The sequence below is a fragment of the Caballeronia sp. LZ001 genome, assembly GCF_031450875.1.
Lineage (GTDB): Bacteria > Pseudomonadota > Gammaproteobacteria > Burkholderiales > Burkholderiaceae > Caballeronia.
In genome coordinates this window covers 1,487,382-1,509,525 of sequence record NZ_JARTVX010000004.1, presented here as the reverse complement: position 1 = coordinate 1,509,525, position 22,144 = coordinate 1,487,382, and the positions used below count along the sequence as shown (strand labels likewise).

General features: G+C 64.0%; 18 protein-coding genes. 14 read left to right on the top strand and 4 right to left on the bottom strand.

The annotated features are described in order from the left end of the window. Nucleotides 1–48: 48 nt before the first annotated feature. From P9292_RS17680 to bcsA, 3 genes are read right to left on the bottom strand one after another with little or no spacing between them, the layout of a single operon-like run. The gene (locus P9292_RS17680; RefSeq protein WP_309960391.1) at nucleotides 49–2,871 is read right to left on the bottom strand and encodes a cellulose synthase subunit BcsC-related outer membrane protein; all 2,823 of its coding nucleotides are present in this window, start codon (nucleotides 2,869–2,871) and stop codon (nucleotides 49–51) included. Further along, nucleotides 2,852–5,164 carry a cellulose biosynthesis cyclic di-GMP-binding regulatory protein BcsB gene (locus P9292_RS17675; protein WP_309960388.1) on the bottom strand — a complete coding sequence of 771 codons (2,313 nt, stop codon included), beginning with the start codon at nucleotides 5,162–5,164 and terminating at the stop codon, nucleotides 2,852–2,854. Before P9292_RS17675 ends, P9292_RS17680 begins: the two co-directional genes overlap by 20 nt. A gap of 13 nt (nucleotides 5,165–5,177) precedes the next feature. Continuing rightward, nucleotides 5,178–7,550: a UDP-forming cellulose synthase catalytic subunit gene (gene bcsA / locus P9292_RS17670; protein WP_309960386.1), complete on the bottom strand. Its 2,373-nt coding sequence runs from the start codon at nucleotides 7,548–7,550 to the stop codon at nucleotides 5,178–5,180. Between the two features lie 377 nt (nucleotides 7,551–7,927). Here bcsA and P9292_RS17665 point away from each other — a divergent pair, with 377 nt between their 5' ends. Further along, nucleotides 7,928–8,809 carry an IclR family transcriptional regulator gene (locus tag P9292_RS17665; RefSeq protein WP_250526692.1) on the top strand — a complete coding sequence of 294 codons (882 nt, stop codon included), beginning with the start codon at nucleotides 7,928–7,930 and terminating at the stop codon, nucleotides 8,807–8,809. Here P9292_RS17665 and P9292_RS17660 read toward each other — a convergent pair. Continuing rightward, on the bottom strand, nucleotides 8,806–9,879 hold the full coding sequence (locus P9292_RS17660) for a porin (protein ID WP_250466999.1): 1,074 nt from the start codon (nucleotides 9,877–9,879) through the stop codon (nucleotides 8,806–8,808). The two genes, P9292_RS17665 and P9292_RS17660, sit on opposite strands and share 4 nt — an antisense overlap. Nucleotides 9,880–10,342: 463 nt before the next feature. Here P9292_RS17660 and P9292_RS17655 point away from each other — a divergent pair, with 463 nt between their 5' ends. The 13 genes from P9292_RS17655 to P9292_RS17595 are packed head-to-tail and all read left to right on the top strand — an operon-like array spanning nucleotide 10,343 to nucleotide 22,133. Further along, a complete protein-coding gene (locus P9292_RS17655) occupies nucleotides 10,343–10,660 on the top strand; it encodes a non-heme iron oxygenase ferredoxin subunit (protein ID WP_250467001.1) in 318 nt (105 codons plus the stop codon). 1 nt (nucleotide 10,661) lies between these two features. Next, nucleotides 10,662–10,970 carry a recombinase-like helix-turn-helix domain-containing protein gene (locus P9292_RS17650; protein ID WP_309960381.1) on the top strand — a complete coding sequence of 103 codons (309 nt, stop codon included), beginning with the start codon at nucleotides 10,662–10,664 and terminating at the stop codon, nucleotides 10,968–10,970. 45 nt (nucleotides 10,971–11,015) lie between these two features. Beyond that, entirely contained in the window at nucleotides 11,016–12,074 is a 1,059-nt protein-coding gene (locus tag P9292_RS17645; protein ID WP_250467004.1) for an aromatic ring-hydroxylating dioxygenase subunit alpha, read from the top strand. Further along, the gene (locus P9292_RS17640) at nucleotides 12,067–12,822 is read left to right on the top strand and encodes an SDR family oxidoreductase (protein WP_309960379.1); all 756 of its coding nucleotides are present in this window, start codon (nucleotides 12,067–12,069) and stop codon (nucleotides 12,820–12,822) included. The genes P9292_RS17645 and P9292_RS17640 overlap by 8 nt, the downstream gene beginning before the upstream one ends. Nucleotides 12,823–12,855: 33 nt before the next feature. After that, nucleotides 12,856–13,383, top strand: a complete 528-nt coding sequence (locus P9292_RS17635) for a cupin domain-containing protein (RefSeq protein ID WP_250467008.1) — start codon at nucleotides 12,856–12,858, stop codon at nucleotides 13,381–13,383. 8 nt (nucleotides 13,384–13,391) lie between these two features. Next, the gene (locus P9292_RS17630; protein ID WP_309960377.1) at nucleotides 13,392–14,249 is read left to right on the top strand and encodes an alpha/beta fold hydrolase; all 858 of its coding nucleotides are present in this window, start codon (nucleotides 13,392–13,394) and stop codon (nucleotides 14,247–14,249) included. Nucleotides 14,250–14,266: 17 nt separating this feature from the next. Next, entirely contained in the window at nucleotides 14,267–15,133 is an 867-nt protein-coding gene (locus P9292_RS17625; protein WP_309960375.1) for an IclR family transcriptional regulator, read from the top strand. Then, nucleotides 15,130–15,939, top strand: coding sequence for an SDR family oxidoreductase (locus P9292_RS17620; protein WP_309960373.1), 810 nt, complete (start codon nucleotides 15,130–15,132; stop codon nucleotides 15,937–15,939). The genes P9292_RS17625 and P9292_RS17620 overlap by 4 nt, the downstream gene beginning before the upstream one ends. After that, complete coding sequence (locus P9292_RS17615; protein WP_309960371.1) at nucleotides 15,932–17,599, top strand: thiamine pyrophosphate-binding protein; 1,668 nt, start codon at nucleotides 15,932–15,934, stop codon at nucleotides 17,597–17,599. Before P9292_RS17620 ends, P9292_RS17615 begins: the two co-directional genes overlap by 8 nt. After that, nucleotides 17,592–18,416, top strand: coding sequence for an aspartate dehydrogenase (locus P9292_RS17610; protein ID WP_250493399.1), 825 nt, complete (start codon nucleotides 17,592–17,594; stop codon nucleotides 18,414–18,416). Before P9292_RS17615 ends, P9292_RS17610 begins: the two co-directional genes overlap by 8 nt. 15 nt (nucleotides 18,417–18,431) lie before the next feature. Next, on the top strand, nucleotides 18,432–19,922 hold the full coding sequence (locus P9292_RS17605; RefSeq protein ID WP_309960369.1) for an aldehyde dehydrogenase: 1,491 nt from the start codon (nucleotides 18,432–18,434) through the stop codon (nucleotides 19,920–19,922). Between the two features lie 20 nt (nucleotides 19,923–19,942). After that, complete coding sequence (locus tag P9292_RS17600; protein ID WP_309960367.1) at nucleotides 19,943–20,908, top strand: VOC family protein; 966 nt, start codon at nucleotides 19,943–19,945, stop codon at nucleotides 20,906–20,908. Continuing rightward, nucleotides 20,901–22,133 carry an FAD-dependent oxidoreductase gene (locus tag P9292_RS17595; protein WP_309960365.1) on the top strand — a complete coding sequence of 411 codons (1,233 nt, stop codon included), beginning with the start codon at nucleotides 20,901–20,903 and terminating at the stop codon, nucleotides 22,131–22,133. The genes P9292_RS17600 and P9292_RS17595 overlap by 8 nt, the downstream gene beginning before the upstream one ends. Nucleotides 22,134–22,144 lie beyond the last annotated feature (11 nt).

Sequence of the window (22,144 nt, the reverse complement as noted above, 5' to 3'; positions counted from 1 at the left end):
CGCCGATCACCCACAAACCGTAACCGACGTGCCGAAGCCCCAACCGCATCACCGCGATTCATCAAACGCCAGCCTCAAATCCCGCGCACTTTGCGGCAGATCACGACTGAACACCGCACTGCGCGGCGACAAAAAGTACCGCACGTAAGCAATAGCGGCAATTTGCCGGTCCCGTCCAGGCGTCACGTTGACATCGGCAAGCGCACCCACTTGCCAGCGCGAAGTCACCTGCAGCGCGCCCGCAAGTTGAACGTGCGCGTAAGGCCCGCGATCGTTGCTGCCGCTGCAATCGATCACCACGCCCAGTTTCGCGGCCTCGGTCGTCGAGCACGACCCCATCGATTGCTTCGAATAATTCCAGCCGCTTTCGATGTTTCCCGAGACCTGCCAAGACCGGCCTTCCTTCGATAGAAACTGAAGCGCCGCGCCCACGCTGGTCGATCTCTGCGGACTGTAATAGCCGCCCTGCGTCGGCACGAAGAAGTTCTCGTTACGCCGATAGCCCAGGTAATGCAGCGCAGGCCCGATGCTCAAATAGTCGAAGCCCGGCGCACGCAAATCGTAGCTCGCCGCGACATCGACGCCTAAGCCTTCGTTACCTTGGACCTCATGGCCCGTCAGCCAGTCCAGATGACCGCCCGCGCTGACGTTCCAGCGCTCACCGATCTGCCAGCGCGCGCTGCCGCCCGTCGTGGCACGCGTGACGCGGCCCCATTCGAAGACGTTCGCGTTGGGATTCGTGCCGTCAAGACGCACGGTCTCGCCGCGCCACGAAAGCAGCGAATCGCGCACCGGCAGCGCCGCGGCATAGGCCGACCACGCGCCCCACGACGTCGTCTGGCCGACGCCCGCCTCGCCCTGCAACGATGCGCCGAACGGTCCGCCCTGCGTGGCGCCCGCCATCGCATGGACGTCGAGGCGATCGTCGCCCAGACGCACGGTCTGTGTGAGCTTGCCCTGCAATTCTTCGGCGTTGACGTTGCCCGTGCCGCTGTTCAGAAACAACTGGCGATAGCGCAGTTCGTATGAGCGCGATGCGTCGAACCATTCGGCATCGAGCGTCGGCGAAAACACCGTCAAGCGGTTCTCGCCGCGCGTGCCCGCGTGATTCGCCCAGCCCAAACCGGCGGTGATCGACGGCGCGTCGATGCCGGTGAGATCGGCGGGCAGATAGTGCGCGATGCGCTGCGCGTCGGCGTTGCCCGCAATCGCATTGCGCCACATGCGCTCTGCTTCGACGAACTGCTTCTGGTAATAGAGATGCTGCGCGTCGAGCGCCGCGGTGTAAGCGGGCAACGGCCCCGTATCGGCGCTTTCGGTACGCGTCGCGCGATGACCACGCCCTTGCGCTTTCGCACTCAGCGCAATGCCCTCGGCGCTGTCGTCGTCATGATGTTGCTGATAGTTCGCCTCGAACACGCGCTCCGCTTGCGCATAGTCGCCCAGCGCAAAGAAATTCCAGCCGCGCAACGGCTCGACGCGTTCATCGGCCGCGCCCGCGTCTTGCGCGGCGTCGAGCGCCGTCAGACTATCGCGATAGCGCGCTTGCCGGTACGCATCGCTTGCACGCGCCATGGCAACTTCCGCGCGCAGCGCACGCGTACGCGAATCGGTTGCGAGCGAGGGTGACTCGATCAGGCGCTCGGCATCATCGAGATCGCCTTGCGCCATGCGTACTTGCGCGAGGCCCAGCATCGCGTCGTTCAAGGTCGCTTTGTCGCAGTCGCTCGCGAATTCGAACCATTGCGCGGCTGCGACGTAGTCGTTCTGTGCGAGTTCGAGCCAACCCGCGCGCATGGCGGACGGGCCATCGCGCGAGTCGCGGATCGACGGCGCGAGTTCGGCGAGCGTGCGCTTCGTGCTTGCCGCGTCCGTCGCCCATGTCGATGATGCATCGAGCACGCGCGCATTGCGCAGGCGCGCGAAATCGCGTGCGGCGGGCTCGCCGCGACTCCCTTGCTTCCATTCGATGTCGATCAATGCGTCGGCCTGTGCGGCGGGCAACTGCTGCGTCGCGCGCTGCAGCGTGACCACGCGATTCACATCGGACGTGCAAGCGGCGACTATCGGCCGATAGAGCGCGTAGACCGCTCCGTCATCGCCCGCGGCGGCAAGCAGTTCGCCCGCTCGCCATGCACGGTCGATGTGCGCGCAGCCGAACGCATCGGGGTCGCTGGCAATCTGCGCGCGCAGCAAGGCGACATCGCCCGCGAGCGAGCGCTGGATTTGCGCGTCACGCTGCTGACGGGTGCGTTCGGCGACGAGGCTCGCGGGCGGTGACCACGCAGGAAAACGCCGCTCGACGCGTGTGAGCATCGCGTCGAAATCGGCGAGGCGCCTTGCGTGCAAGAGGTTCCAGAGCGGACGCTCGTCGGGCGCGCCGGGCGCTTTGGTGGCGGGCGTGCGCATGCTTGAAGCGTGAGCCGCCGTCGGATCGCCGGACGGCGTGCGCGGCATTGCGTGCACGAGAACGTTCGTTTGAGCTTGTTGCTGGACTTCCTTGATGGTGCTCGTCGAGTTCGCGCTGTTCCTTGCGTTTGCCGCACTCGCTGCGCCCTTCACGCCTGGCGCACGCGTTGAACTGGCCGCGTTAGCCGCACTCGCGGCCACTCCCGGCATGACGCCACGCTCCGCCGAAACCACGTTCCCCTGCCCGTCTGCCGCGACCGCGGCGGACGGTAACGCGGCAACGCAAAGCAATGCCGTCGCGAGCCGCGCACCTACGGCCGGTGTAAAGCGCGCACGGTGGCGCGGGATGTCGCGGCCCATCCTGTATGGATCGCGCGGACCGATGACGCTCATCGACATGGCCGTTTCCCGCACGAGCAATCTGGCGAGCGCTTTGCGCCGATCAGCTTCTCGAATCGACATGATGCTTGCGGTGATAACGACGCAACAGCAACGCCGTGAGCGCCGCGAGCATCGCAAGCGCCCCGGCCAGCACGCCGTAAGCCATCCACGGATGCGCCGACACTTCGTAGCCGATATGATCGAACGCGCCGATCTCGCCGACTTCGTAGCGACGGCTCACGCGCGTCGTCCAAAGCGCGTCGCTGTCGAAGCTGACGACGCTCACGTCGCCATCGAGCGATCCCCAGTGCTGCGGCGCGATCAGCTGCTGCACGCCATGCAGCAGTTCGGCAGGCGTCGCGGCCGTCAAAAGCGTGGTCGTCGCGGTGGTTTTGCTCGCGGCGCTGCGATACTGCATCACGAGCAATTGACGCGACAACTTCATGTCGCCGTCGAGCACCATGTCGGGCGCGATGTCCGCCGCGTAGGCCGGCTTGCCGAACACGCCCGCCACGCGTGCCCAGATGCTGTCGGCGAGCGTGGGCTCGGCCGGTGCGGGCTCGTTGCTCGCAAAGCGCATGGACTTGCCCGGCGCCCACGGTGCGCCGTTGAGCGCCGCGCGCGGCAACTCGGCGCCCGCGCCGACGACGATGGTCTGCCGGCCCACGCCCGGCACGCCCGCCGTGATCTGCGCGGCGGTCAGCGGCCTGCCCTGTTTCTGCGCGAGCTTGCCGAGGAGCGACCACGCGGCGTTCAGCGTGTCGTCGTCGCGCGCGTTGAGCTGAATCGCGAGATCGGCGCCATTGGCGCGGCGCGTGTATGGAAAGCCGCTTTCCGCGAAACGCCGAAGGTCCGGCAGATTCGTGAAGTGCAGCATGGGCGGCAGCTCGATGGTGGAATCGTCGAACAAGGACAGTTGCAGATTCGCCGACTGACGCAGCGTGCAGCGATCGGTCACGAGCGGCACGAGCACCGGGCGCAGCGAGAGCACGTTGGCGCCCGGCTGGAAGCGCTGCAACGGCACGGACACGCGATAGCGGTTGACCACCGCGCCCTGCTGCTGATCCAGCGCGACGGCCTGCACGAAGCGGTCGTTCAGGTACAGGTTCAGCACCGAGTCCGAACGCATGCGCGCGCCTTCGGCAAAGTTGAGCGTCAGCACGGCCTGCGCGTTTTCCGGCGCGTAGGCATCGGCGGGTAAGGTCAGCGTCACATCGGCGCTCGAGCCCACACCGAGCGTCGTGCTGCGGAAGCCCAGATCGCGCAGCGAGTACGGCTTCGTGCCGGACAGCGCGTCACCACCCTTCGCGCCGTCCATGCGCGCTTCCGTCAAACCGTCGGCCGTCATTTCGGCGCGGCGCGGCAGCGGCAGTTCCGCGTGCGAGAACACGCGCGCGGCCAGATTCACTTCTTCATCGGTACGTCCCGCGACGAGCAGCACGAAATGTCGCGGATCGTCGGGCTTCGGATAGACGCCGAGAAACGCGCCGCCGATACGCTCCAGCATGGCTGCATCGAGATACGGCGCAAGCGTGTCGCGCTTGCCGATCAGGAGTACGTCGGCGTTGGCGAGCGACGCGAGATCGAGGCCTCGCAACATGCCCGCGCCCTCGCCCGCTTGCGCATCGAGCACGCGCAGATCGGCATTCCTGTAACGCAGCCGCAACGCGACGCCCTGAGCAAGCAGACCGCCGCTCGAAAGCTGCGAGTCCGTCACCGGATGGACTGCGTTGACGATCGCGATGGAGCGCTGCGCATTCTGCTTCGGATCGATCAGATCGTCGAGCGTGGCAAGCTGCGGCGGCGTGCTGGTGAGCGGGCGCAATTCCGTATCGACGGCAAAGGTCGACGCGCTGGTATCGACTTCGGTCCATAGTTCCGGCGCATTCGGTTCTTCGCAGTTCTCGGTCGAATGCTGCGCGACCTGGAAGGTCAAATTGTTATAACCGGCGCGCAGCAGTTCGGCGGGCACGCGAATGTCGGCAGTCAGTTCCGGCTGACGCGGCGAAAGAGGAAACTGTGCGATTGCGCGATCGTTGACGCGCACGACGAGCTGCGAGCGTTCCCCGAGCAAGGACACCGAGTTGGACGCGACCAGATGCAGCGTCGCGCCGCGCACCGCTTCACGAGCAGACACGGGCACGCTGACCGAACGTGAAGCGGACGCGCCGACGATACGCATCGGGCCCGACAGATTCGCGTAGGTCGCAAGCGACACGGGCGACGATGCCGCCGTCGCGTTGGCGGTGGCGTCGGCATTGGCCGCGAGCGGCGCGGATGCGGCTTTCGGCGCATGCGATGCCGCCTCTGCCGTCGCGCCGAAAATCGCGCACGCCGCCCAGCCGGCAATCATGGTTTTTCGAATGGCAAACATGGTGAAGATCCAGTCAAGACTTCGCTTGCGTGACGACGCCACGCAGATCACGCCGTCGCTGCGACAACCGTTTCGCGACATAGCGCAGGAGCGCGGTGAAAAAGGTCCGGTAGTGCGCGAGCGCGTGCACGGTGCCGAGCCGCACGACGAGGCCGAGACCTCGCCGGATGCCGATGCGTTTGTTGCGGCCGTCGCGGAAGCTGCGCCAGCGGCCGCTGTCGCCATAGACGAGCGACACGCGGTCGCTCAAGCCTTCGACGCTGCGATCGGCGAACTCGACGCCGACCGCGCACGTGCCGTCGCCGCGCTCGAACACGCCGCGCACGATTACCGGCAACTGGCTGTGGCAACCACGCGCGGCATCGAAGGCATCGAGCGTCGCGGGCGACCCGCGCGGAATGGAAGACTCGGCGTCGAATGGCACGATGAGCTTCGCGCCGCCTGCCGAGAGATCGACGATATGGCAGCCGAACGCCGGAGAAAACGAGCGGACGGGTGTTGCCGCATCCGTGTTGGCGGACTTCGGCAGCAGAAGCGTGCCGGCAATGTCGGCGGGTACACGCGGCGCGACGCGGCGCTGACGGCGTTCGTATAGCACGCCGATACACGCATTGAGCAGCACGAGATTCAGCACGCTCCACGCAACCGACGAAGCGATCACACCGCGCTGCGTGTCGCCGTCGATCAGACGCCATACGCCGACGATGGCGGAAATCAGCACGCCGAGATACATCGCGTAGAACGGCCCGGCGAGTTCGGAAATCTGATCCGCGTCGCTTTGCTCGCCCTTGGGCGTCACGTTGAAGGTGGGCGCGCGCGGATTGAGCAGCACGGCGATCACGCCGCGCAGCGAGAACAACGACAGCAGCATTTCGTAGACTTCGGAGATGAGCGTCCAGCGATACTTGCCGAAGAGATAATCCGTCGTGAGGATCACGCCGGCCATCTGCGGCAGACCGTATGCAAAGAACTCGGGCAGCGTCGCGTTATAGAACTGCAAACCGAACAGCAGATACAGTGCGGGCGCGAGCAGAAACACGACGCGCGCATAGCAGAAGAACCAGAAGAACGCGTTTGAAAAGTAACAGATGCGCTGCGCGAGCTTGAGCCCTTTCATGCGCAACGGATTGCGAAAGAGAAGAAGCTGGATCATGCCCTGCGCCCAGCGCACGCGCTGAACGACGAAGCTCGCGAAGGTTTCCGGCTGCAATCCGGCGATCAGCGGTTCGTTCAGATAGGCGCTCCGATAGCCGCGTGCGTGCAGCACCAGCGCCGTTTCCGCATCCTCGGTAATCGACGTGCCCGTAATGCCGCCAATCTCCATCAGACACTTGCGGCGCAGCACCGCCGCCGAACCGCAGAAGAACGATGCGTTCCAGAAGTCGAGACCGCGTTGAATCACCGAGTAGAACATCTCGTTCTCGGGCGGCATCTTGCCGAACATGCCGAGGTTCTTTTCGAGCGGATCGGGATTGCTGAAAAAGTGCGGCGTCTGCAACAGGAACAGCTCACTGTCGCGCTGAAAATGACCGACGGTCTTTTCGAGGAAATCGGCGGTCGGCACGTGATCGGCGTCGAAGATCACGATGAGTTCGCCGCTGGTTTTGGCGAGCGCCGCGTTGATGTTGCCCGCCTTAGCGTGCTCGTTGCGCTCGCGGCTCAAGTACTGTGCGCCATGCCGCGCGGCGAGCAGGGAGAGCGTCAAGGCGCGTTCCTGCGCGGCTGCAGCCTTGACCGGATCGGTCTGCGTGCGCTTTTGTTCGGTGCCGCCATCGTCGAGTAAGTAAACGTTCACGCGCTCGCGGTCATAGCGCATGTCGAGTGCGGCGCGCAGTGTTATCTCGAGCATCTCCGGCGGCTCGTTGTACGAAGGCACGTAGACGTCGACGGTCGGCAGCGGGCCGGCCGAGCGGTTCAACAGCACGCCTGGGCGCTCCAGCGCCCGGCTATTGACGAACAGACCGCCCAGCGTCAGCACGATGCCGTAGAGTTCCGCGCCGTACATCATCATCATCAGGATGAAGTCGGCGAAACCGTTATAGCCAAGTGTCGAGGTGGTGCGCCAGCAGACGTAGCGCATCGAAAGGAAAGCGGAACACAAGAGGAAGAAGAGCCGCGTATGTTCGATGAAACGCGAGCGGCGCAGCACGACCATCACGGCGAGCGTGGCGAACGCCAGGCAAAACTGCGCTTCGAGGTCGATGCGAACCATCGCCAGCACGGCGACGACCGCGAACGCCGCGACGCATGCCACGACGATGACCCAGGTCGGCAAGCCGCCGGGCCGTCGAGGCGGCGGCGCGTGTTCGACACCGACGCTCGGCATCTCGCGCGCGGGCGGCCGCAATGCACGCGGCGTGAAATTCAACCTGGTCGTTACACTCATTAATCTCGCCCGCGTTGATTCGATTCAAGGCACGGGTCCTTAAGACCGTGCGTTGCCCCATTGGCATCGGCGCGTTCCGCCCACACGGAGAAGAACCAAGGAGAACAAGGCGCCTGATTCACTTAACGGCAGGTCGCAAGAAATCCTGAGCAAACGTTTCCTGGGAAAGAGCGGTTTCGGTTTGAAAATGATTTTTATATGAAAGAAGTACCGACATCGGCTTGTGAAAAGCGTGGAAAGCACCTTTTCGGTGCTCTCGATATCGGGGGGGCGCGCAGGTCGAATCGCAAACGCGCACTTTCGACGATCGGCCTGCCTAGTCAGCCCGCGCGTTATCATTGCCATCTCTCGAATAACAATGAAGACGACCGCCGATCATGGCTTCAGGCAGACAAGATGAAACCGACGCGGACTTCCGCCCCGACGGGGAAGCGGACGCGTCCACGGCAGGCGCCAACTATCTCGTGCCAGGGCTCGAACGAGGCCTGCGCATTCTTGCTGAATTTTCGGCGCGTGAGCCGGTGCTCGGCGCGCCGGAATTGTCGCGCCGCATCGGCATTCCGCGCACGACCACGTTTCGCCTCTTGCAGACGCTCGAATCGCTCGGCTTTCTCGAACGCGTGAATGGCGACCGCAATTTCCGGCTGGGCGTCGCGGTCTTGCGACTCGGCTTCGAATATGTGAACTCGCTCGAACTGACCGACTTTGGCACACCGTTGCTTGAACGCCTGCGCGATGCCACCGGCCTTTCCACGCATCTGCTGATCCGCGATCAGCGTGACGTGGTCTTTATCGCCAAGGCACAGAGTCACGAGCGCATGTTCAGTTCGGTGAAGGTGCAGGTCGGCACGCGCCTGCCCGCTCATGCGACCGTGCACGGTCACGTACTCATGGGCGACCTGACGCGCGAGGCGCTTCGCACGCTTTATCCGGAAGAGCGGCTCGAGCAGTACACGGACCGCACGCCCGTTACCGTCGATGAACTGTACGAGCGCGTCCGCGAGTGCGCGACGCTTGGCTATGGTCTGAGCGAGGCGTCGTTCGAGCGCGGCATTTCGGTGGTCACGGCGCCGGTGCGCGACCGCGCGGGTGCCATCGTTGCGGCCGTCACGGCGACCGTGCCGCGCTCAGACATCGGGCGGGACGAGGAGAAGCGCCCGCTTATCGAAGCGGTGTGCGGCGCGGCCATCGACCTGTCCGCGCGGCTGAACTACCGCCCATCGCCCGACGACCCGACCGCGCGGCTCCTCTCCCGCTAGAACGAGTGATGAATGCCCGCGAGCACGATCACCTGATTGGCCGTGCTCGACACGCCCGCCGTGAAGAACGCCGCCTTGGCGCCCGACGTGGCGTGCTCGTAGAGCGCATTGACGTATAGCTGCGTGGACTTCGACAGCAAATAGATCTCGCCGATTTCGAATTGCGTCCAGCGTCCGCCCGCGAAAGTCGTGGTGGCCGCGCCGCCCGCGATCCAGTTGTCGGGCATGAGCTTGTAGGTGAGACCGGCATCGTAGGACTGGAAGGTGTTCGAGAAGCCATTCGATTCCAGCTTCACACGCGTATAAAGCCCATGCACGAGAAACTTGCCGATCTCGTATGACGCGCCCGCGCCCATCACTTCCTGCTTGTCCGCCACGTAACTCGCGGATGCAACGCCCTGGAAGGTGTTGATGCCCGTCGTGACGATGGACGGGGTGCGGTTATGCTCGTTCGCGTAAGTCGCGGCCGCCTTGAACGGACCGTTTGCATACGAGACGCCAAAACCGAGGTTCCTGCCCGTGGAAAAGTTCGTCGTGTTGCCTAGGCCCATCATCGCGCCGGCGGAAAAGCCATAGAAGTTCGCCGAGCGGAATTTGACCGAGTTGTCGTACGGCACCACGCCCGTATCGGCGAGTTCGTCGAGATTGCCCGGATGGAACGCGTACCAGCTTGCCGCGAGATAGGCCGTCGAAAGCGGTCCGAGCATGTCGAAGCTGAATGGCGTCTGATGCCCGAACGTCAGCGTGCCCACGTTGTTCTGATCGAGACCGAGGTAGGCTTGTCGATTCCACAGCGTGTTGGCCTTCGCGAAGGTTCCGGTATTCGTATAAAAGCCGTTTTCGAGTTGCGCCACCGCCTTAAGCCCGCCGCCCAGATCCTCGACGATCCGAAAGCCCCAACGATCCGGCTGCATGTTGCCCTGCTCTTCCATCCACTTTGGATGTCCGCCCACGTTGTTCACGTACGCGATCCCGGCATCGAGGCTGCCGTAAAGCGTCACTGTACTTTGCGCCGCCGCGCCGGTTGCGATCCCGGCTCCGAGCAGCCCCGCTGCGATGATGTGCTTCACCCTTCGTCCTCCTAACCGTGTGGTTCAAGAGCGGACCCGTTCCGCTTCTTTCCTTTGCCGTTTCGTAGCGCTTGACCGCATCCCGGACGGCCTTCGATGACCGTGCTTCGGAAGGCATCGCGCTGATCGATGGTTGTGTTCCATATATGGATCAACGTCCTGCCTATGGAAAGTATAGTGAGGTTTTTAGCGCGGAAATAATAATTTTGCGACGCGGTCGGCAACGTCAAACGGGGCTGAAGAACCGTAATTCCGGCAGGAAAAATGCTTCTGAATCAAGGTCAAATTGCACTCTAGGCGCGTTGCTAGTGAGAGGGGATGCACATTTTTAAGACGCAGCTTCAGTGTTTTCACCTAGAGCGGCGGATTTTTATTTTGTCGCAGCAAAAGCACTCCTATAATGCCCATACATAAACTGATGTTCCTTAGGTGGAACGCAATACGATCCCAAGGAAGGTGAGAGATGGCAGAACAGTGGCGTTGCGCCGGTCATGCCGGCGACCTGTCGGAAGACGCGCCGATCGAGTTCAAACTCGACGACGGCGCGGAAATCGGCATCTACAAAGTCGGCGATGAGGTGTATGCGCTCGAAAACGTCTGCCCGCACGCGTATGCGCTGCTGACGCAGGGTTTTATCGATGGCGACACCGTCGAATGTCCGCTGCACGAAGCGGTGTTTCACATCCCCACGGGCAAATGCATGAAAGAGCCCGGCGGACGCGACCTGAAGATGTATTCGGTGCGTCTGGCCGGTGAAGAAATCCAGATCAAGGTGGCGTGACATGGAAAAAATCGTGAGCTTCAATCCGCATCTCAAGCCGTGGCTCGCGCCGCAACCGAATAACGTCGCGGGCAAGGGCGTGATCGAGCAGCCCGGACAAACCGAAAACTTCGTCTGGCAGACGCGCAAGGCGGAACCGACCCAGTACGAGAACGATTTCGGCGATGCCCTCGAACACGTGTTCGAAGCCGGTGCGCTGGAACTCGATCAAGTGGCCGCAGGCTTGAACAAGGATGGCTTTCGCACGCCGGAAGGCGCGGCCTGGACCACCGAGCGTCTCGCCGCCGAGTTGCGCACGCTCGCGGAATGACGCGGCGGCACTGACAAAACGACATCGAATCCGGAGCAGATCCCCATGACGTCCCTCAAGCAAATCTCGACCGCCGATCCCGTCCAGCGCTATCTGGATCGCGGTCTGCGTAATTACTGGTATCCCGTGGCGCCGAGCTGGCAAGTGGCGAATGCGCCTATCGGGCTCACGCGTCTCGGCGATCAGATCGTCCTGTGGCGCGATAACGAAGGCCATGTACATGCGCTCGAAGATCGCTGCCCGCATCGCGGCGCGCGGCTGTCGCTCGGGTGGAATCTCGGCGGCAGCGTGGCGTGCTGGTATCACGGTATCGAAGTGGATGGCAGCGGCACCGTGCAGAAAGTGCCGGCCGTTTCCGCGTGCCCGCTCGAAGGACAGAAGTGCGTGAAGTCGTATCCGGTGGAAGAGCGCGCCGGCGCGATCTTCCTCTGGTTCGGCGACGACGCCAATCAGGAACCCGCGCCGCTCGTGCTGCCGGAAGAACTCGTCGGCGAGGAATACGCGAGCTTTCTTTGCATGTCGCACTGGAAGTGCAATTACCAGTACGCCATCGATAACGTCATGGACCCGATGCACGGCGCATATCTTCACGCGACCTCGCATTCGATGGCCGAAGGCGACAAGCAGGCCGACATGCGCGTGCGCAAGACCGACACCGGTCTCATGTTCGAAAAGGTGAATCAGCGCGACGTGAATTTCGACTGGGTGGAACTCGGCGAAACCGGCTGTCTGTGGATGCGCCTGGCTATTCCCTACAAGAAGAAGTTCGGCCCGGGCGGCAACTTCGGCATCATCGGTTTTGCGACGCCCGTGGACGAAGACAACTGCCAGGTCTACTTCTGGCGCACACGCAAGGTGTCCGGCTGGCAGCGCGACGCATGGCGTTTCCTGTATCGCAATCGTCTGGAAGGGCTGCACTGGGCCGTGCTGGAACAAGACCGCTACGTGCTCGAAAGCCTTGCGCCCAACGCGCGCGATCACGAATTTCTCTATCAGCACGATGTCGGCATGACGCGCGTTCGGCGTCTTTTGAAGCAACGCGCGCAGCAGCATTTGGCCGCGCTGGAAACGAGTGCAAAGGACGCGGAGCACGTTCATGCGTGACGCGCTCAAAGGCCGCCGCGTACTCGTGACCGGCGGCGCTCGCGGACTCGGCGCAGCGTTCGTCACGGCGCTCGCCAAACAAGGCGCGCGGGTCGCTTTCGGCGATGTCCTGCATGCCGAAGGCGAAGCGCTCGCGCGATCGCTCAGAGAAGCGGGCCACGACGCGCATTTCATCGCGCTCGACCTGGCAGACCCGTCAAGCATCGAAGCGTGCGTGGCGGCGAGCGTGCAGACGCTCGGCGGTATCGACGGCCTCATCAACAACGCCGCGATCACCAACTCGGGCGGCAGGTCCGCGGAAGAGCTGACGCCCGCGACCTGGGATGCCGTCATGAACGTCAACGTGCGCGGCGCATGGCTGATGAGTGTGGCATGCCTGCCGCATCTCGCGGAGTCGGGGCGCGGAAGCATCGTCAATATCGCTTCGGATACAGCGTTGTGGGGCGCACCGAAGCTTCTTGCCTACGTTGCGAGCAAGGGCGCGGTGATTGCGATGACGCGTTCCCTCGCCCGCGAATTCGGCGGCCGCAACGTGACGGTCAACGCCATTGCGCCCGGCCTCACCGAAGTCGAGGCGACCGCCTACGTTCCCGCCGAGCGTCACGAGTATTACCTAAAGGGCCGCGCGCTCACGCGTGCGCAAGTACCCGACGACGTGAACGGCCCTGCGCTGTTCCTGCTCTCGGACGCCGCGCGTTTCGTGACGGGCCAGTTGCTGCCGGTCAACGGCGGCTTCGCGATGAATTGACTTCTACCTCATTCGAACACCTGGAGATTGACGATGGCCGATGCAGATATCGAACGCAAATCGTGGGAGCAGCCCGCTGGCGCGAGCTTCGATCAATGGATGACCACGCGCGTCGCGCGCCTCGACACGCGGCGCTACGACTGGGACGCGCTCAAGTTTCAGGCTGACTACGACCCGAAGTATCGCCGTGCGCAGATGCGCTATGTCGGCACGGGCGGCACCGGTGTCGCCAAGGACATGAACACGGTTCCGGCAGGCGGCTTCACCTTCTCGACGATGGTCATTCCCGCCGGCAACATCGGACCGAGCCATATCCACATGGACGTCGAGGAAATCTTCTTCGTATTGCGCGGCAAGATGAAAGTGGTTTGCGAGAAGGACGGCGAAACCTGGGAAACGGTGATCGGCGAGCGCGATCTCATTTCGGTGCCGCCGGGCGTGTATCGCACGGAGATCAACATCGGCGAGGAAGACGCGCTCATGTGCGTGATGCTCGGCGCGGCCAAGCCCATTACGCCGACGTATCCGCCGGACTCGCCGCTCGCCAAGCTCAAGCGTTGAGACCCGCCATGACCGCTCGCACGCTCACCTACCTCGACGCGCTCGCGCAGTTTCCCGAAGTGCGTATCCATACCGCACATGGTGTCACGGGTTATCGCAAGGCAGGTGCCGCGCACCTGCGCACCCTGCCCGTGGTGCTTCTGCATGGTATCGGTTCGGGCGCGGCGTCGTGGCTCAGGCAACTCGACGCACTCGGCGCGCATCGCCGTGTGTTCGCATGGGACACGCCGGGTTATGGCGTATCGACGCCCGTGGCAAGCGCGCAGCCGCATGCGGCGGATTATGCGCAAGCGCTTGCGGCATGGCTCGATGCGCTCGATATCCCGCGTTGCGTGCTTGTCGGTCATTCGCTCGGCGCGATCATCGCGGGTTCGTTTGCAGCGCGCATGCAAGGGCGCGTCGCGGGCTTGCTGCTGATATCGCCGGCGGCGGGATATGGCGCGGCATCGAAGGAAGAGCGTGAAAAGAAACGCGACGCGCGTCTGGCGATGCTCGCCGAACTGGGTGCGCAAGGCCTTGCACGCGAACGCAGCGCCAACATGCTGTCGCCCGATGCGGACGATGCCGCGCGCGACTGGGTGCGCTGGAACATGGCGCGCATCGTTCCTGCCGGCTATGCGCAAGCGACGCATCTGCTCGCCAACGCGGATCTTGCAGCGGACGTTGCACGTTATGAAGGACGCGTGGCCGTGGCCGTCGGCGCGCATGACGCGATCACGCCGCCGGTTGCGTGCGAGCGCATCGCGCAAGCGGCACGCGTGAGCTTGCAGGTGATGCCGCACGCGGGCCACGCAGGTTATGTCGAAACGCCCGGCGCTTATACGGCGCTGATCGAATCGTTTTGCACTAGCGCGGATCGACCATGAAAGACGAAGGACAAACAATGAAACCGGAGACGTTCGGCGCAGACGACGCCGACAAGGCCGAACCGACTTACATCGTGCCGGGACTCGAACGCGGCCTCAAGATTCTCACGGAGTTTTCGCCGCGCGAGCCGGTGCTCGGCGCGCCCGAGCTGTCGCGGCGTCTAGGCATTCCGCGCACGACGGTGTTTCGCCTCTTGCAGACGCTCGAATCGCTGGGTTTTCTGGAGCGCGCGGACAAGGATCGCAATTACCGGCTGGGCGTGGCCGTATTACGCCTCGGCTTCGAATACCTCAGCTCGCTCGAATTGACCGATCTCGGCTTGCCCGTGATCGAAGCCTTGCGCGATGCAACCGGCCTCACGAGCCACATCCTGATTCGCGATGGCCGCGATGTCGTGTTCGTGGCGAAAGCGCAAAGTCACGCGCCGATCTTCAGCTCGGTGAAGGTGAATGTCGGCACGCGTCTGCCCGCTCATGCGACCACGCACGGTCATGTGCTGATGGGTGATCTTTCGCTCGACGAGCTACGCGCGCTTTATCCCGAGCCGCATCTGGAACGCTTTACGAAGGCGACGCCAGAAACGGTCGAGGAACTCTTCGAACGCGTGAAGGAAGACGCCGAACGCGGTTTCGCCACCAGCCAGTCATCGTTCGAGCGCGGCATTTCGGTGGTGACCGCGCCGGTGCGTAACGATACCGGGCGCATCGTTGCCGTCATCACGACGACGATCCCGCGTCCGGAGATCGATGCCGCGCTGCTCGAAAGCGGTCTCATCGACCGGGTCCGCGAAGCCGCCGATGCGCTCTCCATGCGTCTGAATTATCGTCCGGCCGCGCAGACCGCCGCGTCGAGCCGCTATATGAAGTCTCTGGGGTTGCAATGATTCAGATCGATCTCACGGATAAGGTTGCGGTAATCACGGGCGGATCGTCTGGTATCGGCTTCGCGACGGCGCAACTCTTCCTGCGCGCGGGCGCGGCAGTCGCCATCTGCGGGCGCGACGGCGAACGCCTCGACGCCGCGCAGGCCGAACTCGAGCGCCAGTTCCCCGATGCGCCGTTGCTCGCGGCCCGCTGCGACGTGCTTGATGCCGAACAGGTGAACGCTTTCGCGGCGCGCGTCATGGAGCGCTTCGGCCGCGTCGACATGCTGGTGAACAACGCGGGACAGGGCCGCGTGTCCACCTTCGCCGATACCACCGACGACGCCTGGCGCGACGAGCTCGACCTCAAGTACTTCAGCATCATCCGTCCGACGCGCGCTTTCCTGCCGATGTTGAAGGATGCGCCCTCGCCCGCGATCGTCTGCGTGAATTCGCTGCTCGCGCTGCAGCCCGAGGCGCACATGGTCGCGACGTCATCGGCGCGTGCGGGCGTGTTGAGTCTCGTCAAGTCGCTAGCGACCGAGCTTGCGCCCGAGCGCATCCGCGTGAATTCGATCCTCATCGGCATCGTGGAATCGGGACAGTGGAAGCGCCGCTATCGACACTATCTCGATGCGCAGCCCGAACCGCGTCAGAGCTGGGAGCAATGGACCGCCGAGCTCGCGCGGAAGAAAAACATTCCGCTCGGCCGCTTCGGTCTTCCCGAAGAAGCCGCGCAAGCGCTCTTTTATCTTGCTTCGCCGTTGTCGTCCTACACGACCGGCAGTCATATCGATGTTTCCGGAGGCTTTGCCCGACATGTCTAAAACCACCACGGTCGGCGAACTGATCGCCGCGTTTCTCGAACAATGCGGCGTGCGCACGGCGTTCGGCGTCATCTCGATCCACAACATGCCGATCCTCGACGCCATCGGCCGGCGCGGCAACATCCGCTACGTCGGCGCACGCGGGGAAGCCGGCGCGCTCAACATGGCCGACGGTCTTGCGCGCGTGTCGGGCGAACTGGGCGTGGCGTTCACCTCGACCGGCACGGCGGCGGGCAATGCAGCAGGCGCGATGGTCGAAGCGCTGACGGCGGGCACCGCGCTCTTGCATATCACCGGTCAGATCGAAACCGAGTATCTCGACCAGGACCTCGCGTATATCCACGAAGCGCCGGATCAATTGGCGATGCTGCATTCCATCTCCAAGGCGGCGTTTCGTGTACGCACCGTGGAGACCGCGCTGCCGACCATCCGCGAAGCCGTGCGCGTCGCGCTGACCGCGCCTGCGGGTCCGGTGAGCGCCGAGATTCCCATCGACATTCAGGCGGCGCAGATCGAATGGCCGGCGGACCTAGCCGCACCGCACGTCGGCATGCTCACGCACGACACTCTGCGCGTGCATCAACTCGCCGAAGCGTTGACGCAAGCGAAGCGCCCGCTCCTGTGGCTTGGCGGCGGCACGCGTCACGCGCGCGCGGCGGTCGAGCGTCTGGTGAAGCTGGGCTTCGGCGTGGTCACGAGCGTGCAGGGGCGTGGCGTGTTGCCCGAGGATCATCCGGCCACGCTCGGCGCGTTCAACGTGCATCCTTCCGTCGAAGCGTTTTACAAGACGTGCGACGCGCTCGTGGTCGTCGGCTCGCGTCTGCGCGGCAACGAAACGCTCAAGTACAAGCTCGCGCTGCCACAGCCACTCTATCGTATCGATGCCGACGCACTCGCCGACAACCGGGGTTACCGCAACGAACTCTTCGTGCATGGCGATGCCGCCACCGTGCTCGACGAACTCGCCGCGTTGCTCGAGGGCCGCTTGCGCGTCGATCAGACGTTCGCGGGCGATCTTGCCGCCGCGCGGGAAGTCGCGGTGGCGGAAGTATCGAAGGGACTCGGGCCGTACAAGCGTCTGGTGGATTCGCTGCAACGCGCGGTAGGCCGCGACTACAACTGGGTGCGCGACGTCACCATCTCGAACAGCACGTGGGGCAATCGGCTGCTGAAGATTTTCAACCCGCGCGCGGGCGTGCATGCGCTAGGCGGCGGCATCGGTCAGGGCATGCAGATGGCCATCGGCGCGGCGCTTTCGTGCGCGGCGAAGAAAACCGTCGCGCTCGTCGGCGATGGCGGTTTGATGGTGAACGTAGGCGAACTCGCCACCGCCGTGCAGGAAAAAGCCAACGTCATGATCGTACTGATGAACGACCAGTGCTACGGCGTCATCCGCAACATTCAGGACGCGCAGTACGGCGGTAGGCGCATGTTCGTCGATCTGCATCAACCGGATTTCGCGCAGTTTTGCGCGAGTCTCGGCCTCGCGCATCGCCGCATCACGTCGCTCGATCAGGCCGATGAGATCGTGCGCGAAGGGCTTGCCATCGACGGTCCCGTGCTCGTGGAAGTGGACATGCTTTCGGTCGGCTCGTTCGCGACCGCGTTTGCCGGGCCGCCCGTGAAAAAGGAAGAGCCGAAGGAGCCGGAATATGCGTGATCCCCGACATGTCCATCAAGCGATCGATGTCGCGATGATCGGCTTCGGCGCGATCGGCCGCGCGGTGTATCGCGCGCTCGATCACGATCCGCATGTGCGCATCTCGCATGTGATCGTGCCGGAGCGCGATCGCCACGATGTGCGCGCCTTGCTCGGCGACGGCGTCGATGTCGTATCGCATGTCGATGCGCTTTCGCATCATCCCGAGTTCGCACTCGAATGCGCGGGCCATGCGGCGCTCGTCGATCACGTGGTGCCGCTGCTCAGGTCGGGTACGGACTGCGCGGTGGCGTCCATCGGTGCGCTGTCCGACGTGAACCTGCTCGCCGCGCTCTCGCACGCCGCCGACGAAGGCGCGGCCACGCTCACGCTGCTTTCCGGCGCGATAGGCGGTGTGGACGCGCTGGCATCGGCGAAAGAAGGCGGCCTCGACGAAGTGCAATACACCGGCCGCAAGCCGCCGCTCGGCTGGCTCGGCACGCCCGCCGAAGGCGTCTGCGACCTGCACGCGCTGACGGTCGAGACCGTGATCTTCGAAGGCACGGCGCGCGATGCGGCGCGGCTCTATCCGAAGAACGCGAACGTCGCGGCAACCATCGCGCTCGCGGGCCTCGGGCTGGATGGCACGCGCGTCACGCTGATCGCCGATCCGACAGTCGAACGCAACGTGCATCGCATCGTGGCGCGCGGCGCGTTCGGCGAGATGTCGCTCGAAATGTGCGGCAAACCGCTGCCGTCGAATCCCAAGACGTCCGCGCTCACCGCGTTCAGCGCGATTCGTGCGTTGCGCAATCGCGCTGCACGCTGCGTCATTTGAGGAGCATGTAGAACCATGAATCATCCCGACACTTCGATCGTTTCGTCTGGCGAGATTTTTCTCGGCGGCGAGTGGCGCAAAGGCCGCGGCAACGGTTACGCGAGCATCTATCCGGCCGATCAATCCGTCAACGCGGAGATCACCACGGCGAGCGCCGACGATGCGCTCGAAGCCGTGGAGATTGCAGATCGCGCGTGGCGCCGCGACGACTGGGCCGGCCTCAAGCCGCATCAGCGCGCGGCGGTGCTGCATCGCATCGCTGCCCTGATCGAAGCGCGCCACGAAGCGCTCGCGCAATTGCAGCGCCGCGACAACGGCAAGCCGATCAGCGAAACGCGCGCGCTCGTGGCGAGCGCCGCCAGCACGTTCCGCTATTTCGCATCGTGTCTCGAAACACTCGAAGAAGCGCTGACGCCCCCACGCGGCGACTATCTGACGATGAGCGTGCACGAACCGCTCGGCGTTATCGCCGCGATCACGCCGTGGAATTCGCCCATCGCCTCCGATGCGCAGAAGCTCGCACCCGCGCTCGCCGCCGGCAACGCGGTCGTGCTCAAACCCGCCGAAGTGACGCCGCTTGCTTCGCTGGCGCTGGCGCGCATCTGCGAGGAGGCGGGCGTGCCGCGCGGCGTGGTGAGCGTGTTGCCGGGCAAGGGATCGGTGATCGGCGACGCGCTGGTGCGCCATCCGCTCGTCAGAAAAGTCGCGTTCACGGGCGGCACTGAAGTGGGCCGTGGCATCGCGCGACTCGCGGCGGAGAAGTTGATGCCGGTATCGCTCGAACTCGGCGGCAAGTCTCCGACCATCGTCTATGCCGATGCGGACCTCGATCACGCGGTCAACGGCGTGCTATACGGCATTTTCAGTTCGTCGGGTGAATCGTGCATCGCGGGTTCGCGCTTGTTCGTCGAACGCAAGGTATATGGCGAATTCATGGCGCGCCTCGTGGAAGGCGCGCGCAAGCTGCGTGTCGGCGACCCGACGCGCGAGAACACGCAGATGGGTCCGCTCATCACGGCGCAGCATCGCGAGACCGTGGAACGCTTCGTCGCGCTCGGTCAGTCCGAAGGCGGCCGCGTGTTGTGCGGCGGCGAACGTCCCACGGGCGAAGGCCGCGAAAAAGGCTTCTTCTATCTGCCGACGATCATCGAGGGTTTGAGCAACGACGCGCGCATGTGCCAGGAAGAGATCTTCGGCCCGGTGCTCGCCGCCCTGCCCTTCGACGACGAAGACGCGCTCATCCGCGCTGCGAACGACAGCGTGTTCGGTCTTGCCGCAGGCATCTGGACGCGCGACTACAAGCGCGCGTGGCGCACGGCCCGCACGCTTGCAACCGGCACCGTGTGGATCAACACCTACAAGCAATTCTCGATTTCGACGCCATTCGGCGGCTGGAAGGACAGCGGCATGGGACGCGAAAAAGGCCATTTGGGCCTGCGCGAATACATGCAGCAAAAGAGCCTTTACTGGGGCTTGAACGACGCCCCGCTGCCGTGGGCGAACTGAAAAGAACTGAAGAGGCGGCTATGACCATCCTTGGCATTGAAAGCATCACTTACGGCGTGAACGATCTCGACACCTGCCGGCGCTTTTTCGCGGATTGGGGTCTGCGCGAAGTCGCCCACGACGAGACGGGCGCGCGCTTCGAAACGCTCAACGGTTGCGCCGTGCAACTCGCGCTCGCCGACGACCCCGCGTTGCCGCCCGCCTTCGAAGCCGGTCCAACGCTGCGCGAAGTGACCTGGGGCGTCGCCACGCGCGAGGAGCTCGACGCATTGCGCACACGCTTCGCGGGTCAGCCGGGTCACTTCGAGACCGATGACGCGGTCGGCTGTATCGACCCGAACGGCATGTCGATACGCGTGGTCGTCACGACCAAACGCGCGCTCGACGTGAGGGGTTCGCCTTCGAACGTGTGGGGACAGACGCTGCGTGTCGATACACCGAGCCCCGTCTACGATCGCGCCGAACCCGTGGAAGTGGGACACGTCGTGTTCTTCACGAACTGCGTGGCCGAGCAGGAGAAGTTCTATCACGAGCTGCTCGGCTTCGAGACCTCCGATCGTTACCCGGGTCGCGGCGCGTTCATGCGTTGCGCGCCGCACGGCGGGCACCACGACATTTTTCTTCTGCAATTGCCCGATGGCAAACGCGGCCTGAATCACGTCGCCTTCACCGTTCGCGACATCCACGAAGTCTTCGGCGGCGGCCTGCATATCAGCCGCTGCGGCTGGGCCACGCAGCTTGGACCGGGGCGGCATCCGGTTTCATCGGCGTACTTTTGGTACTTCAAAAATCCGGCGGGCGGTCTCATCGAGTATTACGCCGATGAAGACATGCTCACGCCCGAATGGCAGCCGCGCGATTTCGAGCCAGGTCCGACGGTCTTCGCCGAATGGGCCGTGGATGGCGGGCTGGACGGCCACACGCGCCGTCAGAAGGAGGCGAAGGCGCCGGAAGGCAAGTTCATGACGGAGCGTAAAAATGGCTGATTCGAACGTGCTCGACGCGCCACGCACCGTGGTCGTCATCGGTGGCGGACAGGCGGCCGGCTGGATCGTCAGGACCTTGCGCAAGGAAGGCTTCGATGGCCGGCTCGTGATGATCGCCGATGAAATCCATCTGCCGTACGAGCGTCCGCCGCTTTCGAAGGCCGTGCTCTCGGGCGATGCGGACATAAGCACCGTGCGTCTCGTCGATCACGATGCCTTCGCTTCGCTCGTCGAAGCGTGGCAGCCGGAATGCGCGGCATCGATCGATCGCGAAGCGCGCGTCGTGCGGACGGCGAGCGGCCGCGAAGTGCATTACGACCGCCTGGTGATCGCGACCGGCGGCGCGGCACGCCGTCTGCCGGACGCGCTGGTGAAGACCTCGCATCTTGCCTACTTGCGCACACTCGACGACGCCGTCGCGCTCGGCACGCGTATGCGCGAGTCGCATGGCAAGCGCCTGCTCATGATCGGCGGCGGCTGGATCGGTCTCGAAGTGGCGGCGACCGCGCGCAAGCTCGGCGTCGATGTGACGGTGATCGAAGGTGCGTCGCGTCTATGCGCGCGCTCGGTGCCCGAAGCGGTATCGGCGTTTCTGTTGCGTCTGCATCGCGATAGCGGTGTCGACGTGCGTTTGAATGCATCGCTCGTATCGCTGGACGATCATGCAGGCGGCGTGCGCGCGCATCTCGCCGATGGCAGCACGCTAGACGCCAATTTTGCGGTAGCGGGCATCGGCCTGAATCCGCACACGGCGCTTGCCGAACATGCGGGTTTGGACGTGAACGATGGCATCGTCGTCGACGAATTCGGCGCCACGTCGGACGCTTGCGTGTTCGCTTGCGGAGATGTCGCCAATCATCCAAATGCGTGGCTCAAGCGTCGCGTGCGGCTCGAATCGTGGGCCAATGCGCAAAATCAGGCTATTGCCACGGCACGCGCCGTACTCGGGGTGCGCGCGCCGTATGCGGAAATTCCGTGGTTCTGGTCGGATCAATTCGACGTCAATCTGCAGATTCTCGGCGATATCGCGCCCGGCTACACACATGTCGTACGTGGCGATCTCGAAGCGCGCCGAGCTTCGCTCTTCTTCTTCGATGGCGACGCGCTGCGCGGCGTGATTGCGATCAACGCGGCGCGCGATCTCAAGGTCGCGAAGAAATGGATGAGCCAGGGACGCGCGGTGGACCTCGCCGCCCTCGCCGACACCGCGAAAGCGCTCGCCTGAGACAACCATCA

Coding starts and splice junctions, on each gene's coding strand:
- P9292_RS17655 (WP_250467001.1), top strand. CDS start 10,343: ATGGCAGAACAGTGGCGTTGCGCCGGTCATGCCGGCGACCTGTCGGAA.
- P9292_RS17600 (WP_309960367.1), top strand. CDS start 19,943: ATGACCATCCTTGGCATTGAAAGCATCACTTACGGCGTGAACGATCTC.
- P9292_RS17635 (WP_250467008.1), top strand. CDS start 12,856: ATGGCCGATGCAGATATCGAACGCAAATCGTGGGAGCAGCCCGCTGGC.
- P9292_RS17595 (WP_309960365.1), top strand. CDS start 20,901: ATGGCTGATTCGAACGTGCTCGACGCGCCACGCACCGTGGTCGTCATC.
- P9292_RS17605 (WP_309960369.1), top strand. CDS start 18,432: ATGAATCATCCCGACACTTCGATCGTTTCGTCTGGCGAGATTTTTCTC.
- P9292_RS17680 (WP_309960391.1), bottom strand. CDS start 2,871: ATGTCGATTCGAGAAGCTGATCGGCGCAAAGCGCTCGCCAGATTGCTC.
- P9292_RS17610 (WP_250493399.1), top strand. CDS start 17,592: ATGCGTGATCCCCGACATGTCCATCAAGCGATCGATGTCGCGATGATC.
- P9292_RS17620 (WP_309960373.1), top strand. CDS start 15,130: ATGATTCAGATCGATCTCACGGATAAGGTTGCGGTAATCACGGGCGGA.
- P9292_RS17630 (WP_309960377.1), top strand. CDS start 13,392: ATGACCGCTCGCACGCTCACCTACCTCGACGCGCTCGCGCAGTTTCCC.
- P9292_RS17650 (WP_309960381.1), top strand. CDS start 10,662: ATGGAAAAAATCGTGAGCTTCAATCCGCATCTCAAGCCGTGGCTCGCG.
- P9292_RS17645 (WP_250467004.1), top strand. CDS start 11,016: ATGACGTCCCTCAAGCAAATCTCGACCGCCGATCCCGTCCAGCGCTAT.
- P9292_RS17675 (WP_309960388.1), bottom strand. CDS start 5,164: ATGTTTGCCATTCGAAAAACCATGATTGCCGGCTGGGCGGCGTGCGCG.
- P9292_RS17640 (WP_309960379.1), top strand. CDS start 12,067: ATGCGTGACGCGCTCAAAGGCCGCCGCGTACTCGTGACCGGCGGCGCT.
- bcsA (WP_309960386.1), bottom strand. CDS start 7,550: ATGAGTGTAACGACCAGGTTGAATTTCACGCCGCGTGCATTGCGGCCG.
- P9292_RS17625 (WP_309960375.1), top strand. CDS start 14,267: ATGAAACCGGAGACGTTCGGCGCAGACGACGCCGACAAGGCCGAACCG.
- P9292_RS17665 (WP_250526692.1), top strand. CDS start 7,928: ATGGCTTCAGGCAGACAAGATGAAACCGACGCGGACTTCCGCCCCGAC.
- P9292_RS17615 (WP_309960371.1), top strand. CDS start 15,932: ATGTCTAAAACCACCACGGTCGGCGAACTGATCGCCGCGTTTCTCGAA.